At 72.1% G+C, this 14,447-nt stretch carries 10 protein-coding genes and 1 pseudogene; 6 read left to right on the top strand and 5 right to left on the bottom strand.

The features are described from left to right. Positions 1 to 163: 163 nt before the first annotated feature. Together AOQ53_RS25565 and AOQ53_RS25560 are read right to left on the bottom strand one after the other, a co-directional pair. A complete protein-coding gene (locus AOQ53_RS25565) occupies positions 164 to 799 on the bottom strand; it encodes a TetR/AcrR family transcriptional regulator (RefSeq protein WP_059420753.1) in 636 nt (211 codons plus the stop codon). A 48-nt stretch (positions 800 to 847) separates the two neighbouring features. Then, the gene (locus AOQ53_RS25560; protein WP_059420749.1) at positions 848 to 2,446 is read right to left on the bottom strand and encodes an MFS transporter; all 1,599 of its coding nucleotides are present in this window, start codon (positions 2,444 to 2,446) and stop codon (positions 848 to 850) included. Between the two features lie 202 nt (positions 2,447 to 2,648). Between AOQ53_RS25560 and panB the strand changes: the two genes are divergently transcribed. The 5 genes from panB (at position 2,649) to AOQ53_RS25535 (ending at position 9,690) form a co-directional block, all read left to right on the top strand. After that, a complete protein-coding gene (panB, locus tag AOQ53_RS25555; RefSeq protein ID WP_059420747.1) occupies positions 2,649 to 3,524 on the top strand; it encodes a 3-methyl-2-oxobutanoate hydroxymethyltransferase in 876 nt (291 codons plus the stop codon). A gap of 123 nt (positions 3,525 to 3,647) precedes the next feature. Continuing rightward, complete coding sequence (locus AOQ53_RS25550; protein WP_059420746.1) at positions 3,648 to 4,043, top strand: hypothetical protein; 396 nt, start codon at positions 3,648 to 3,650, stop codon at positions 4,041 to 4,043. Next, the gene (locus AOQ53_RS25545) at positions 4,040 to 7,765 is read left to right on the top strand and encodes an AAA family ATPase (protein WP_059420744.1); all 3,726 of its coding nucleotides are present in this window, start codon (positions 4,040 to 4,042) and stop codon (positions 7,763 to 7,765) included. Before AOQ53_RS25550 ends, AOQ53_RS25545 begins: the two co-directional genes overlap by 4 nt. Positions 7,766 to 7,858: 93 nt before the next feature. Continuing rightward, entirely contained in the window at positions 7,859 to 8,878 is a 1,020-nt protein-coding gene (locus AOQ53_RS25540; protein ID WP_059420742.1) for an ATP-binding cassette domain-containing protein, read from the top strand. Then, the gene (locus tag AOQ53_RS25535; RefSeq protein WP_059420740.1) at positions 8,875 to 9,690 is read left to right on the top strand and encodes an ABC transporter permease; all 816 of its coding nucleotides are present in this window, start codon (positions 8,875 to 8,877) and stop codon (positions 9,688 to 9,690) included. The genes AOQ53_RS25540 and AOQ53_RS25535 overlap by 4 nt, the downstream gene beginning before the upstream one ends. Before the next feature lie 20 nt (positions 9,691 to 9,710). Here the strand turns inward: AOQ53_RS25535 and AOQ53_RS25530 are convergent, their stop codons facing one another. Continuing rightward, entirely contained in the window at positions 9,711 to 12,995 is a 3,285-nt protein-coding gene (locus tag AOQ53_RS25530; protein ID WP_059420739.1) for a BTAD domain-containing putative transcriptional regulator, read from the bottom strand. Between the two features lie 180 nt (positions 12,996 to 13,175). Here AOQ53_RS25530 and AOQ53_RS25525 point away from each other — a divergent pair, with 180 nt between their 5' ends. After that, positions 13,176 to 13,976: a site-2 protease family protein gene (locus tag AOQ53_RS25525; protein WP_059420738.1), complete on the top strand. Its 801-nt coding sequence runs from the start codon at positions 13,176 to 13,178 to the stop codon at positions 13,974 to 13,976. Between the two features lie 4 nt (positions 13,977 to 13,980). Here AOQ53_RS25525 and AOQ53_RS25520 read toward each other — a convergent pair whose 3' ends face one another. Together AOQ53_RS25520 and AOQ53_RS25515 are read right to left on the bottom strand one after the other, a co-directional pair. After that, the gene (locus AOQ53_RS25520; protein WP_059420737.1) at positions 13,981 to 14,160 is read right to left on the bottom strand and encodes a hypothetical protein; all 180 of its coding nucleotides are present in this window, start codon (positions 14,158 to 14,160) and stop codon (positions 13,981 to 13,983) included. 64 nt (positions 14,161 to 14,224) lie between these two features. Then, positions 14,225 to 14,447: pseudogene (locus AOQ53_RS25515) on the bottom strand (NADPH-dependent F420 reductase); the annotation flags it as partial.

Below are 14,447 nucleotides of genomic sequence, written 5' to 3'. Positions count from 1 at the left end.
TGCCTGCCGTGCACACCATCGCCCCCGTGTCTACGACCCTAGGGGATGATCCGTTCCGTTCCCGCCGTCCCTCGACGGCCGTACGGGGGCGAGGACGTTCGATCCCACGGGACGAGTTCCGATCAGGCCCGAAGTAAGCGCCCTCTGTGACGAAACGCGCACACTAGGGCCCGTGAGCTGCGGAACTGACGGGCCGTAGGCCTTCGAGGAGTGTGTCGACGACCTGGGCGGCGAGGTCGTCGGGGAGGTCGGCGCCCGGGCGCAGGACGGAGCGCACGAGTACGGGGCCGATGAACATGTCGCTCAGCAGTTCGATGTCGACGTCCGTGCGCAGTTCGCCGTTCTCCTGCCCCCGGCGCAGGATCTCCAGGCCGAGCCGGCGGCGCGGTGCGAGGACGGCGGCCTCGTACGCCGCCCAGATCTTCGGGCTGCTCTTCATCTGGGCGTGCACGTTGGTCAGGATCGCCGAGGAGCGGTTGGCCAGGCCGCGCCGGCGCGCCTGTTCCAGCAGGACCACGAGGTCGTCGCGCATGGAGGTGCCGGGGAGCGGGGGTCCGGGGGGTTCGGCGGCGCGCAGGACGTCGGCGAAGAGTTCCTCCTTGCCGCTCCAGCGGCGGTAGATGGTGGCCTTGCCGACACCGGCGGTGCGGGCGATCCGCTCGATGGACAGCTCCGCGAGGGGCACGCCCTCCTCCAGGAGCCTCATCACGCCCTCGATGATGGCGCGCTCGACGGCCTCGCTTCTGGGGCGGCCCCTCGCAGGGCCGCCTGGCCGGGGATGCCGTTCGGCGAGGCTCACGTCGCTGCGTCCTTTCCTGGGCAGGATGAGGATGATTCTCGCGCAGGTCTACGACCGCGCGTCCGACAACTCCCTTTCCTCCTCCCCCTGCTGCGGCTCCGGCTGCCTGCCGGGCAGGAACAGCGCCACGACGACCGCGCCGATCAGTGCGACACCCGCTCCCCACAGGGCGGTGACATGCATCGCGTGCAGGAACGCGTCATAGGCCGGGGCGACCAGGGCCTTGCCCTGCGGGCCCAGCTTCGCGGCGACGCCGAGGGTGGCCTCGATGGACTCCCCCGCGGTGTGCCGGACGGCCGGCGGCAGCCGGTCGAGCTTGTCCTCGATGCCCGTGCGGTACGCCGCGGACAGCACCGAGCCCAGGACGGCGATGCCCAGGGCGCCGCCGACCTGCCGGAAGGTGTTGCTGAGGGCGGAGGCCGAGCCGGCTTTCTCGCGGGGCAGGGCCTGCATGATGACGACGCTGACCGGCGTCATGATGTGCGCCATGCCGGTGCCCATCAGGAAGAAGATCACTTCCAGGATCCAGATGGGCGTGCCGGCGTCGAGCGTGGCGAAGGCGGCCAGCATCGCGGCGATGACCAGCATTCCGGCGGTCGTGGTGGCCTTGTTGCCGAAGCGGTCGACCAGCAGCCGGGCGCGCGGCGCGAAGATCAGCTGGGCGGCGGCCAGCGGCAGCATCAGCAGACCGGTCTGGAGCGGCGAGTAGCCGCGCACGCTCTGCGTGTAGAAGACCGAGAAGAAGGTCACGCCCATCAGCGCGAAGAAGACCAGCGCGATGGCGGCGATGGCGGCCGAGAAGACCTTGTTCTTGAAGTACGTGACGTCGATGGACGGGTGGTCGGTGCGCTTCTCGAACAGCACGAAGGCGACGAGCACGGCGAGCCCCGCACCGATCGTCGCCAGCACGGTGGCGTCGGTGAAGTCGGCGAGCTGGCCGCCCTTGATGATGCCGTAGACGAGCAGCACCAGGCCGACGACGGACAGCACGACACCGATCGGGTCGATACGGCCGGGCTTCGGGTCGCGGGAGTCGGGCACCAGCCACAGCATCAGCGCGAGCGCGAGCAGCACGATCGGCACGTTGACGAGGAAGACCGAGCCCCACCAGAAGTGGTCGAGGAGCACGCCGCCGGTGATCGGGCCGATGGCGATGGCGAGGCCGACGCCGCCCGCCCAGATGCCGATGGCCTTCGGCTGCTCCTCCCGCTCGAAGACGTTCATGAGGACGGCGAGCGTGGCCGGCATGACGAACGCGGCGCCGAGGCCCATGACGGCCCGGAAGGCGATGAGCTCGCCCGGGGAGCCGGAGAAGGCGGCGAGCGCGGAGCCGACGCCGAACACCGCGAGCCCGCCGAGCAGCACCTTCTTGCGGCCCAGCCGGTCCCCCAGCAGACCGGCGCTGAACAGCAGACCCGCGAAGACGAGGGTGTAGGCGTTGATCGCCCACTCCAGCTCGCTCTGCGTGGCCCCCAGGCCGGTCGGGGCGGGTGTGGAGATCGTCTTGATGGCGACGTTCAGGATCGAGTTGTCGAGGACGACGATCAGCAGGCTGAGCATCAGCACGCCGAGGATCGCCCAGCGGCGCCGGTGCACCGCTTCCGGTATGCGAGGGCCGGTGGGGGCGGCACGGTCGGCAGTAGTCATGCCGTCGACCCTAGAGTCGTTTCGATACGATACCGTCTCGTATTGGAATACTTTTACCGAGCCCTTACGTGCACTGTGCTTCACGGCGCCGGGGCGGAACTCACAGGGGCTCCCCTAGCCCTGGATGACACGAGGTGCCACCATGGACGTGGTCCGGGGACGCCGTCAGGGCGCCTCGAGATGACGTGTGAGGAGCCGTGCAATGACGCAGCTTCCGGCTGCCCAGAGTGCTCAGAAGAAGTCCTCCGACAGCGGCAAGACGCTGTACGGCGGCAAGGGCACCCGCCGCATCACCGTGCGGGACATCGCCGCCGCCAAGGAGCGCGGCGAGAAGTGGCCCATGCTCACCGCCTACGACGCGATGACCGCCTCCGTCTTCGACGAGGCCGGGATCCCGGTCATGCTCGTCGGCGACTCGGCGGGCAACTGCCACCTCGGGTACGAGACGACCGTGCCCGTCACCCTCGACGAGATGACCATGCTGTCGGCGGCGGTCGTACGGGGCACCTCGCGCGCCCTGATCGTCGGCGATCTGCCCTTCGGCTCCTACCAGGAGGGCCCGGTGCAGGCGCTGCGCTCGGCGACCCGGCTGGTGAAGGAGGCGGGCGTGCAGGCCGTGAAGCTGGAGGGGGGCGAGCGGTCGCACGAGCAGATCCGGCTGCTCGTCGAGTCCGGCATCCCGGTCATGGCGCACATCGGCCTGACCCCTCAGTCCGTCAACTCGATGGGCTATCGCGTGCAGGGGCGGGGCGAGGAGGCGGCCCACCAGCTGCTGCGGGACGCCAAGGCCGTGCAGGACGCGGGAGCGTTCGCCGTGGTGCTGGAGCTGGTTCCGGCGGAGCTGGCGGCCGAGGTGACGCGGGTGCTGCACATCCCGACGGTGGGGATCGGTGCGGGTCCCGAGACGGACGCGCAGGTGCTGGTGTGGACGGACATGCTGGGTCTGACCGGCGGTCGCGTCCCGAAGTTCGTGAAGCAGTACGCGAATCTGCGTGAGGTCATGGGGAACGCGGCGAAGGCGTTTGCCGAGGACGTGGTCGGCGGAACGTTCCCCTTGGAGGAGCACTCCGTCCACTGAGCCAATGCGGTACCGGCCAGCCCCGCCGATCTTCCCCCGTCGGCGGGGCTGCGCCCCTTTTTGCGCCCGAACCGGCGCCGCTATCCTCGTCACGCGTCGCGACCGGTGAACCGAGGGGGTCTCATGGCGAGTGCGCGGGTCATCGCTGCCGTTGGTGCCGGCGCGACCGTGGTGCTGGGTGTGGTGACCTCGGTGGTGCTCGAGCAGGTGGGGGCCGGCTGGGGCTGGTGGATCGCTCTCGCGGCGGTCGTCGCTCTCTCGGCATGCCTGGCGGGTTTTCTGGCATTCCGCCAGCAGAACCAGCAACCGTCGCGTCCCGGCCCCGGCGGTGTCGGCGCGGGGCGGGACATCACGGCGCGGGTGTCCACACGCGTGTCCGGGCTGCCGACCGAGTCCGGGGTCTGCGACGGCGCGGGAGCCGTACAGGCGGGCAGGGACATCGCGGGCGAGGTCTCCACCCACGTCGACTTCACTGCGCCTCCCGCCGCTCCGGCGCCTCCTGCGGACCCTGAGCGATGAGACACGAGCTCGGCCCCGGCGCCGTGCGTGCAGGCCGGGACATCAAGGCCCCGGTGTCGACCCACGTCAGCGGCCTTCCGGCCGACGCGGCGGCGGCAGCGGGCGCGGGGTCCGTGACGGCGCGGGACATCAACGCACCGGTGACCGTGTCGATCCAGTACGGCTCGTTCGCCCGGCTCGACGATGCGTTCGTCGATCCGGCGCCGCTGGTCGACGCCCTCGACCTGGCGCGCTTCACCGGCCGGGCGTGGCTCGTCGAGCAGGTGGACGACGCGCTGGCACACCAGGACAAGGGTTACGTGCTCATCCTGTCCGAGGCCGGTATCGGCAAGACGAGCCTGGCCGCTCACCTGGCGACGAACAGAGGCTGGCCGCAGCACTTCACCGCGCTCGACGGCGGCCGCAACCCCGAGATCGCCCGTAAGAACCTGGCCGCCCAACTCGTGCGGCAATGGCACCTGGAGGACCAGCTGTGCCGCCCGGGTGAGCTGTTACCGGAGAACGCGGACCGCCCGGACTGGCTGCTGAAGGTGCTGCGCGCCGCCGCGGCCCGGCGGGACCGGGAGGCGCCGTCGACACCGCTGGTCCTGGTCGTGGACGGTCTCGACGAGGCCGAACCCCCGGCGTCCGCGAGTGACACCGGTGTACCCCTCGGCCTGCCGCGGCCCCAGCATCTGCCCCGCGGTGTGCACATCCTGGCGACCAGCCGGTTCGGCACCAGCCTGTCGGCTCTCAGAGGGCGGACCGACGTACTGGAGATCCAGGTGGACGGCGCGGAGAACCGCCGGGACCTGCTGGCTTACCTCACCCTGCGGGTCGGCGAGCCCGGCACCGCCCTGCGCGAGGCCGTCCACGCGCGGGGCACTCCCCCGGACCTGTTCGCGGCCGAACTGGCCGAACGCTGCGCCGGGGTGTGGATGTACGCGCAGTACGTCCTCGACGAGATCGCCCAGGGCACCCGCTCGCCGGACGAGGTCGGCCGCCTGCCGGACGGCCTCGCCGGCTACTACGAGGAGCAGATCTCGCGCTGGCGGAGCGATCCGGACTGGGACGGAGTCGGAGAGCCGGTGCTCGCCCTGCTCGCCGCCGTGCAGGCCCCGGCCGCGCCGGACGTGCTGGCCGAGCTCGCGGGCACGGACCGCAGGGCGACGGGCCGGTGGCTGGACCGGGTGTTCCGCCCCTTCCTCAGGCATGAGGACGGAGGGGACGCCGGACCCGATGACGGCCTGTACGCCATCCGCCACCAGAGCCTGCGCGACCTCTTCGCGAGCAAGCCCGGCCGGCGGGACGCGGGGATGCGCCGGGAGCTGCGCGCGGCGCTGCGGACCGCACACCGCCGCGTCACCGAATGGCTGGTTCCCTCGGACGGCGACTGGTCGCGCCTCGACGGGTACGCGCCCTACTGGCTGCCCCTGCACGCGGCCAGGGCCGGCCGGCTGGAGGAACTGGTGCTCACGCCCGGGTTCCTGCTGGCCGTCGATCCCCCGTCGCTGCTGCGGCACCGGTCCGACCTCACCACGGCCACCGGCCGCCGCGCGCTAGGCGCCTACGAACTGGCCCTGCACGCCTGGCGGCAGGAGCCCGAGACCGAACGCCGGCTGTGGTGGCTGCACGTGCACGCGCGCAAGAACCGCTGCGCCGAGCTGGCCGAGGCGTGTACGGCCGGGCAGAGCTGGCCGTGGCGCCTGCGGGCGGCCTGGTGGTCGGGCGTCTCGCACCGGGTGCTCACCACCCACGCTCCGCGGCACGTGTGCACCGTGCGCGTCGGCGGCGGACCGCCCCTGCTCGCCGTCGGCGGTATCGACGGGACGGTGATGCTGTGGGACCCGGGCTCCGGTGACCTGCTCGGCGTCCTGGCCGGCCCGGAGGACGATCAGGACGTGCCGCCGATCGACCGTCCCAGTCGGTGGGTCAACAGCGTCTGCACCCTGCGCACCGGGGACGGCCGCACACTGCTGGCCGTCGGCCGCGAGGACGGATCGGTTCCGATCTGGGACCCGTCGACCGGAGAGCTGAGCGGTGCGCTGTCGACCGGTGACGACGATCCCGTGACCGACGTGTGCGCGATGCCCGGCCCCGGCGGCCACGACCTGCTGGTGACCGCCAATCGGAGCGGGTCGGTTCGGTGGTGGGACCCGGCCACCGGGCGGCAGGCCGGCGCACTGCCCGCCCCTTTGCAGGGGATCTCGCTCAGGGTCTGTGCGGTGCCCGGCCCCGGCGGCCACACGGTGCTGGCCACCGTGGACCACACAGGGCTGCGGCTGTGGAAACCTGGCCGCAGTCGGCCGGTCAGCACCATGGCGGGCGGTCTGATGACGACGCTGTGCGCCGTGCCCGACGGTCACGGCCGCACGTTGCTGGCGATCGGACCCTACGAGGGTCCCGTTCAGCTGTTGGATCCGGTCACCGGCGAACAGGTCGGCCGGCCGTTGACGGAGTCGGCGGACAAGGCGACGGCCCTGTGCGCGGTGCCCGGCCCCGAGGGCCGTTCGCTGGTCGCCGTGGGCAGTGACGACGGGACCATCCGGCTGCGGGACACCGCGACGGGTGAGCCGTGGGGCCCCGCTCTGACGGGCAACACCAGTGAGGTGACGTCCCTGTGCGCGGTGTCCTCCGGCGACGGCGGTGTGCAACTGGCGAGCGTCGAGATGGGCGGGCTCAGCGGCAGCGGAACCGTGCGGCTGTGGGATTTGTCGAGCGACAATCTGGCCGACCCGCCTTCGGAGGGCCACAGCGGCTGGGTCAGGGCGTTGTGTTCCGTCCCGGCCGTCGAAGGCAGGACGCTGGTCGCCAGCGGCGGCCATGACGCGTCGATCCGGCTGTGGGACCCGGCCACCGGCGAACAGGTCCGGGACTGGCTCGATATCCCGCGTGCCGACAGGCAGCGGGCCGATTGGCCTCGGTCCAACTGGACGATGGCGGTGTGCGCGGTCACAGGGATCGACGGGCATCCCATGATCGTCAGCGCGCACGGGGACAAGCACGTGAGGCGCTGGGACCCGGTGACCGGCAACCAGATCGGGCCGGCCGTCACAGCGCGCTGGCGGCCCCTGTCCGCGATGTGCGTCGTGCCCGGTGTGGCCGGACGCACGCTGCTCGCCACGTCCGACCGCGGCATGTGGGTGCAGCTGTGGGACGCGCAGACCGGAGAGCCGCTGGGCGAACCCCTCGCCGGTGAGCACGGCGGGGCCGAGCGCCACGCGGTCTGTGCGGTGCCCGACGTCGACGGCCGCGCACTCGTCGCCGTGATCACCGGAAAGACCTCCGTACAGCTGTACGACCCACAAGCACGCCGCCAGGTCGGCAGGAGGATGCGGCCCCGAAGCGAGTTCGACCGGAACTGGGTGGAAACCCTGTGCGCCCTGCCCGGCGTCAACGGCCGGACGCTGCTGGCGACCGGAGGCCGCGACGGCCTCGTGTGGCTGTGGGACCCGGTCACCTGCGAACCCGTCGGCGAGCCGCTGCACGCCCACAACTGGGTGACCGGAATGTGCGCCCTGCCGGGCCCCGACGGACCGCGCCTCGTCACGATCGGCCGGGACGGGCTGCTCCGCCTGTGGGACCCGGCCACCCGTGAACCGCTCTGCGAGCCGCTGAGCGGCCACGAGGACACGTGGGTGAGCGCTGTGTGCACGGTCCCGGACGTCGGCGGACGCACGCTGATCGCCACGGCCGGACGCGACCGTGTCGTACTGCTGTGGGAACCGGCGGACACGACGTAGTCAGTCAGTCTCGTCAGAGCGCTGTCGGCCACCGACAAGGGCTGTCGGCAGTCTGTCGGTGATTTGTCGGTAGGAGCTGACACCGTCAGGGGCATGACGCGAATCGACAAGAACACCGGCGGCGCCGCTGTGACCGTGCGGGGGCTGGTGAAGCACTACGGCGAGACCAAGGCGCTGGACGGGGTCGACCTGGACGTGCGGGAGGGCACCGTGATGGGGGTGCTCGGGCCGAACGGGGCCGGGAAGACCACCCTGGTGCGGATCCTGTCCACCCTGCTGAAGCCCGACTCGGGACAGGCGACCGTCGCCGGGTACGACGTCGTACGGCAGCCGCGGCAGTTGCGGAGGGTGATAGGGCTCACCGGGCAGTACGCCTCCGTCGACGAGAAGCTGCCCGGCTGGGAGAACCTGTACCTGATCGGACGGCTGCTGGACCTGCCCCGCAAGGAGGCGCGCGCGCGTGCCGACGAGTTGCTGGAGCGGTTCTCGCTCACCGAGGCCGCGAAGCGGCCGGCGGCCACGTACTCCGGCGGCATGCGACGGCGCCTCGACCTGGCCGCCTCGATGATCGGCCGGCCGGCCGTCCTCTACCTCGACGAACCGACCACCGGCCTGGACCCGCGCACCCGCAACGAGGTGTGGGACGAGGTCAAGCGCATGGTGGTGGACGGCGTGACCGTACTGCTGACCACCCAGTACATGGAGGAGGCCGAGCAGCTCGCCTCCGAGCTGACCGTCGTCGACCGGGGCAAGGTCATCGCGAACGGCGGAATCGAGCAGCTGAAGGCGAAGGTCGGCGGGCGGACCCTGCGGGTGCGGCCGGCCGACCCGGCGCAGCTGCTGCCGCTGGCCGGCGCGCTGGACGAGCTCGGCATCACCGGGCTCGCGACGACGACCGTGGACGCCGAGCGCGGTGCCGTGCTCGTACCGGTCCTCAGCGACGAGCAGCTGACCGCCGTGGTCGGCGCGATCACCGCGCGCGGTACCACCCTTGCCTCCATCACCACCGAACTCCCCAGCCTGGACGAGGTGTTCCTGTCGCTCACCGGCCACCGCGCCAGTGCCCCGCAGGACGCCGTGCCCACCGACACCCGCGAGGAGGTCGCCGTATGAGCGCGGCTGCCGTCACCCACGTCGAACCGGACGCCCGTATCCCGCTGCGCGGGCATCTGCGGCACACCGGTGCGCTGGTCCGCCGCAACCTGCTGTGGATCCGCCAGGACCCGGAGTCGATGTTCGACGCCGTGCTGTTCCCGGTCGTCTTCACGCTGCTGTTCGTGTACGTCTTCGGCGGGTCCATCGGGCAGGCGCTCGGCGGCGGGCAGGAGGCGTATGTGCAGTACATCGTCCCGGGCCTGATGGCCATGATGGGCATGAACATGGCCCAGGGGGTCGGGACCGGCTTCAACCAGGACTTCAACACCGGTGTCATGGACCGCTTCCGGTCGCTGCCGATCGGCCGCGGCTCGGTGCTGTTCGCGAAGATCGCGGTCGAGATGATGCGGATGCTGATCGCGACCGCGATCCTCATGATCGTCGGTGTGCTGGTGGGTTTCGACATCACCAACTGGCCCGGTCTGCTCGCCTCCGTGGGACTGTCCGCGCTGTTCGGGTCCGCCCTCATGTGGATCTTCCTCACACTTGGCGTGATCATGAAGAACGCACAGTCCGTGCAGGCCATGGGCTTCCTGGTGCTGATGCCGCTCCAGTTCGGCTCGTCGATCTTCGCGCCGACCCAGTCGATGCCGGGCTGGTTGCAGAACTTCACCGACTACAACCCGCTGTCCTCGCTGGCGGACGCCGCGCGCGGTCTGATGGTGGGCGGCCCGGTCGCGCACGACCTGTGGATGACCGTGGGCTGGTCGGTGGCGATCACGGCGGTGATGGCTCCCATCGCGATCCACAAGTTCCGCACGAAGAGCTGACCGGCCGTAAGGGATCCGCGTCAGAGCAGGGCGGTGGCCTCGTCGAGGGAGAGGCCGCCGCCCTCCGCGTACGCGGTCTCGTACGTCGGGTCGCCGAGCAGCGCCCGGGCCCACCGCTCCGCCTGATCGCGGGTCTCGCGCTCCTGCCGCTGGGCGACGTGGCCGGACGGCAGCAGGGCGTCGAAGGCGCCCAGGCAGCGGGCCGCGTCCCCGGCGCGCCGCCCGTCGTCGAGGGCGGCCAGGGCCCAGGCGCCGATGATCAGGTACCCGGAGCGCATATGGGGCGCGACGGCCTCGGACAGCGGGTCGGCGGCCCGCTCCAGTGCCTTGCGGATCCGGTCCAGGCACTCCTCGTACCGTCCCTCCACGGCGTCCAGCCACGCCTCCGTGCCGAGGATGTACGCGTCGAAGACGATGAAGTGGGCGATACGGAAGTCCTCGCGCAGCCGCCGCAGTTGCTCGCGCGCCTCCGGGACGCGGCCCGTCACGCCGAGCCAGCCGGCCAGGAAGAGGCGGGCGGCGGGCATGGCCTCGCTGTGCGAGTCCTCGCGCCGGGCGATCACCTCGCGCAGCAGCCGCTCGCCGCGCTCGCCCTCGCCCGCCTCCAGCAGCGCGCTGCCCAGCCGGGCGGCGAGGACGGCCGCCTGGGCGCGGGCGCCGATCCGTTCGGCGTGCGCGATGGCCGCCTCGTAGTCGGCGGCGGCCAGGGCGTAGGCGCCCTCGCGTTCGTGGGCCTCGGCGCGCGCCGAGAGGGCCTCGGCGGTGCCCCAGGCGTCACCGAGGCGCTGGTAGATCTCCAGCGACTCGTCGGCGTCGCGGGCGGCGTCGCCCGCCCAGTCGGTGCGGTTGGCGAGGAAGTTGGCCCGCATCTGGAGGCCGGAGGCCAGCTCCCAGTCGAAGCCCGGGGTCTCCCGGCAGGTGCGGATGGACGCGTCCATGATGACGCGCAGCCGGTCCATGTCGCCGGTCAGCATCACGGCGAAGAACCAGAGCAGGCCGGGGAGCCGGCAGTTCTGCGGCAGGCCGGGCTCGTAGGTCCGGGAGATGGTCAGCAACTTCCGCTGGGAGCGCGGGTTCTGCCAGGCGTCCAGTTCCGTGTCCATACAGGCGAGATGCGCCAGGTGGACTCCGCGCCGGGCCTCCCACAGGACCTCGCCGGTCATCGGGGGCGGAGCGTCGGTGCAGCGCTGCCACACCGGGGCGGCGCTGCGGACGGGCTCAGTGAAGGGGTCGGGGCCGAGGGCCATGACCTCGCGGCACCAGTTGCGGGCCTCGATGCGCAGGTCGCGCATCTGCCAGTACCAGACGAGGGACAGCGTCAGGCACAGCGCCTCCTGCTCGTCGCGCAGGGCGACGGCGTGGCGCAGGGCGGTGCGCAGGTTCTCGTACTCCCGCTCCAGCCGGCGGATCGCGGCGAGCTGGTCCGGGCCGCGCAGCAACGGGTCGGCGGTGCGGGCGAGTTCGCGGAAGTACGTCAGGTGGGCGCGCTCGGCGTCGGCGCGCTGCCCGGACTCGTCCAGCCGCTCGGCGGCGTACTCGGTGACGGTCTCCAGCAGCCGGTAGCGCATCTCGCCGTCGCCCGACTCGCCGGGCGGCGTGGCCACGACCAGGGAGCGGTCGACGAGGGAGCCGAGCGCCTCCAGGGCGACCGGCCCGCACACCGCCTCGGCTGCGGGCAGGTCACAGCCGCCCGCGAATACCGACAGCCGCCGCAGGACGTCCCGTTCGTCCTCGTCGAGCAGGTCCCAGGACCAGTCGACGACGGCTCTGAGGGTCTGCTGGCGGGGCAGGACGGTACGGCTGCCGGAGGTGAGCAGACGGAAGCGGTCGTCGAGCCGGTCGGCGATCTGGCGTGGCGTCAGCATCCGCAGCCGGGCGGCGGCCAGTTCGATGGCCAGCGGCAGGCCGTCGAGGCGCCGGCAGATCTCCGCGCACGCCTGCGGGTCGTCCTCGGTCCGGAAGCCGGGCCGGGCCGCCGTGCCCCGGTCGGCGAGCAGCCGCAGCGCGACCGGCTCGGGCAGTGGCTCCACGGGCCGCAGCAACTCCCCCGGCACGCCGAGGGGTTCCCGGCTGGTGGCGAGGACGGTCAGGCCGGGGCAGTGCTCCAGCAGTTCCTCGGCGAGCCGGGCGGCGGCCTCGGCGACGTGCTCGCAGTTGTCGAGGATCAGCAGCATGCGGGGTCTGGAACAGTGCTCGACGAGCCGCTCGACGGGGTCGTCGAGCCGGTCGGCGACGGCGGCCCGGATGCCCTCGGCGCCGGCGCCGTACAGCACGGTCTCGCGGGCGCCGACGGCGGTGAGCACGGCCTCCGGTACGGCGGCGGGGTCGTCGACCGGGGCCAGCTCGGCCAGCCAGACGCCGCCCGGCATGGCGTGCCGTACGGTCTCGGCGGCCTCCTGCGACAGCCGTGTCTTGCCGGCCCCGCCGGGTCCGAGCAGCGTCACCAGACGGGCGGCGGTGAGATCGCGCCGGATGGCCTCGATGTCGCTCTCGCGGCCGATGAAGGAGGTGAGCCGAGCGCGCAGGTTGCCGACGGCCGGGGCGTCCGCGGCGGGGTCGGACGCGGGGATGCCGTCGCCCAGCTTCAGCAACTGCGCGTGCAGGGAGCGCAGTTCCGGCCCCGGGTCGGCCCCGAGCCGGTCGGCGAGCAGCCGCCGCACGTCCTCGTACGCGTCCAGCGCCTCCGCCGTGCGGCCGGCGTCGCGCAGGGCGCGCAGGCGCAGCGTCTGGAGGGGCTCGTCCAGGGGGTGGCTGTCGCACAGGGCGGTCAGTTCCGGCAGGGACTGCTCGGCCTGGCCGAGGGCGAGGGCGGCGCTGTGGCGGGCGCGCAGCACGTCCAGGCGGCGGGTGTCCCGGCGGGCCGCCTCGGCGGCGCGGTCGGGCAGGTCGGCGAGGGCCGGGCCGCGCCACAGGGCGAGGGCGTCGTCCAGGATCACGGCCGCCTTGGCGGGGTCGCCGTCGGCCAGGGCCCGCAGCCCCTCACCGGCAAGCCGCTCGAACCGGTGCAGGTCGACATCGTCGGGCGCGGCCGTGAGCCGGTACCCGCCCTCGGCGGAGGCGACCGCGTCCGGCCCGAGCGCCCGCCGCAACCGCCCGACCAGCGCCTGTAACGCCCCCGGGGCGTCGGCGGGCGGCTCGCCGCCCCACACCTCGTCGACGAGGAGGCCGACGGGCACGGTGCGGCCCGCCCGCAGGGCGAGCACGGTCAGCAGCGCACGCAGCCGTGCCCCGCCCACCGGAACGACCGTGCCGTCGGTGCGGAGCGCCTGCGTGGTGCCGAGAATGCGGTAGCGCACGGGGACCATTGTCCCCGGTACGCCGAGAGCCGGTCACGGAGTTCGGCGGCGCGGCGGGCGGCGCGGGACCGGCTGATGCCACCGCACCCCCGGAACCGACCGCCCCGCGTGAGACGTTTTCCCGCTGCGCCCGGTACCGTCGGGCCGTCCCATCGCGTGTTCGAGAGTGCCGAGAGTGCAGGGAGTCCCATGACCACCGCCACCAGCCGCCACAGTGAGCGGCGGATCAGTCCCGTCTTCGCCGGGATTCTGGCCGTGACGGCGGTCACGGGGTGGGCGACCTGGACCGGGTTCGCGCAGCAGCCCGGGGTCGCCGTGTTCCTCTTCGTGACGGCGGCCTGGATCGTCTCGCTCTGCCTGCACGAGTACGCGCACGCGCGCACCGCCCTGCACAGCGGCGACATCTCGGTCGGCGCGAAGGGCTACCTCACGCTGAACCCGCTGAAGTACACGCACGCGCTGCTGAGCATCGTCCTCCCGGTGATCTTCGTGATCATGGGCGGGATCGGACTGCCCGGCGGGGCGGTGTTCATCGAACGCGGGCGGATCCAGGGCCGCTGGAAGCACAGTCTGATCTCGGCTGCCGGTCCGCTGACGAACGTACTCTTCGCGGTCGTGTGCACGGCCCCGTTCTGGCTGGACGCGCTGGACGGCGTGCCGAGCGACTTCCGGTTCGCCCTGGCCTTCCTCGCGCTGCTCCAGGTGACGGCCGCGCTGCTGAATTTCCTGCCGGTGCCGGGTCTGGACGGCTACGGCGTCATCGAGCCCTGGCTGTCGTACGGCATCCGGCGGCAGGTGGAGCCGTTCGCGCCGTTCGGCCTGCTGTTCGTGTTCGCCCTGCTGTGGCTGCCGGCGGTCAACGGCGTGTTCTTCGACGTGGTCGACTCGCTCCTGAAGTCGCTCGGGATCAGCGACTTCGAGACGTACTGCGGTCAGGAGCTGTACCGCTTCTGGCAGGGCTCGAACGAGTTCTGCTCGGCCGCTCCCTGACGGGTCAGCCCGTGACGGACTTCTGCTGCTTGCCGCGCTTGACGTAGTACCAGCACATGTTGGACGACAGGCCCGCCAGCAGCACCCAGACGATCCCCAGCCAGCTGCCCTCCATGAAGGACACCACGGCCGCGGCCACGGCGAGGAGGCAGACGATCAGGGCGTAGAGGGCGAGGCGGGGCATCGGGTCGACTCCTGTCGGGGGACACTGCGGGCACTGCTGGTGCCGTCCAGTGTCCCCCATGCCGTCAGACGTCCGTGACGCGGAGCCCCGCGTGCGCCTTGTACCGGCGGTTCACGGAGATCAGGTTCGCCACCAGCGACTCCACCTGGTGGGCGTTGCGCAGCCGCCCGGCGAAGATGCCCCGCATGCCGGGGATGCGCCCGGCGAGGGCCTGCACGATCTCGACGTCGGCACGGACCTCGCCGAGCACCATCACGTCGGTGTCGATCTCGTCGATCTCCGGGTCC

This window comes from Streptomyces azureus, assembly GCF_001270025.1.
Taxonomy (GTDB): Bacteria; Actinomycetota; Actinomycetes; order Streptomycetales; family Streptomycetaceae; genus Streptomyces; species Streptomyces azureus.
The sequence above is the reverse complement of the archived record's forward strand: the minus strand, read 5'-3'. Positions and strand labels throughout refer to the sequence as shown.

Coding starts and splice junctions, on each gene's coding strand:
- AOQ53_RS25545 (WP_059420744.1), top strand. CDS start 4,040: ATGAGACACGAGCTCGGCCCCGGCGCCGTGCGTGCAGGCCGGGACATC.
- AOQ53_RS25535 (WP_059420740.1), top strand. CDS start 8,875: ATGAGCGCGGCTGCCGTCACCCACGTCGAACCGGACGCCCGTATCCCG.
- AOQ53_RS25525 (WP_059420738.1), top strand. CDS start 13,176: ATGACCACCGCCACCAGCCGCCACAGTGAGCGGCGGATCAGTCCCGTC.
- AOQ53_RS25550 (WP_059420746.1), top strand. CDS start 3,648: ATGGCGAGTGCGCGGGTCATCGCTGCCGTTGGTGCCGGCGCGACCGTG.
- AOQ53_RS25560 (WP_059420749.1), bottom strand. CDS start 2,446: ATGACTACTGCCGACCGTGCCGCCCCCACCGGCCCTCGCATACCGGAA.
- panB (WP_059420747.1), top strand. CDS start 2,649: ATGACGCAGCTTCCGGCTGCCCAGAGTGCTCAGAAGAAGTCCTCCGAC.
- AOQ53_RS25520 (WP_059420737.1), bottom strand. CDS start 14,160: ATGCCCCGCCTCGCCCTCTACGCCCTGATCGTCTGCCTCCTCGCCGTG.
- AOQ53_RS25540 (WP_059420742.1), top strand. CDS start 7,859: ATGACGCGAATCGACAAGAACACCGGCGGCGCCGCTGTGACCGTGCGG.
- AOQ53_RS25530 (WP_059420739.1), bottom strand. CDS start 12,995: ATGGTCCCCGTGCGCTACCGCATTCTCGGCACCACGCAGGCGCTCCGC.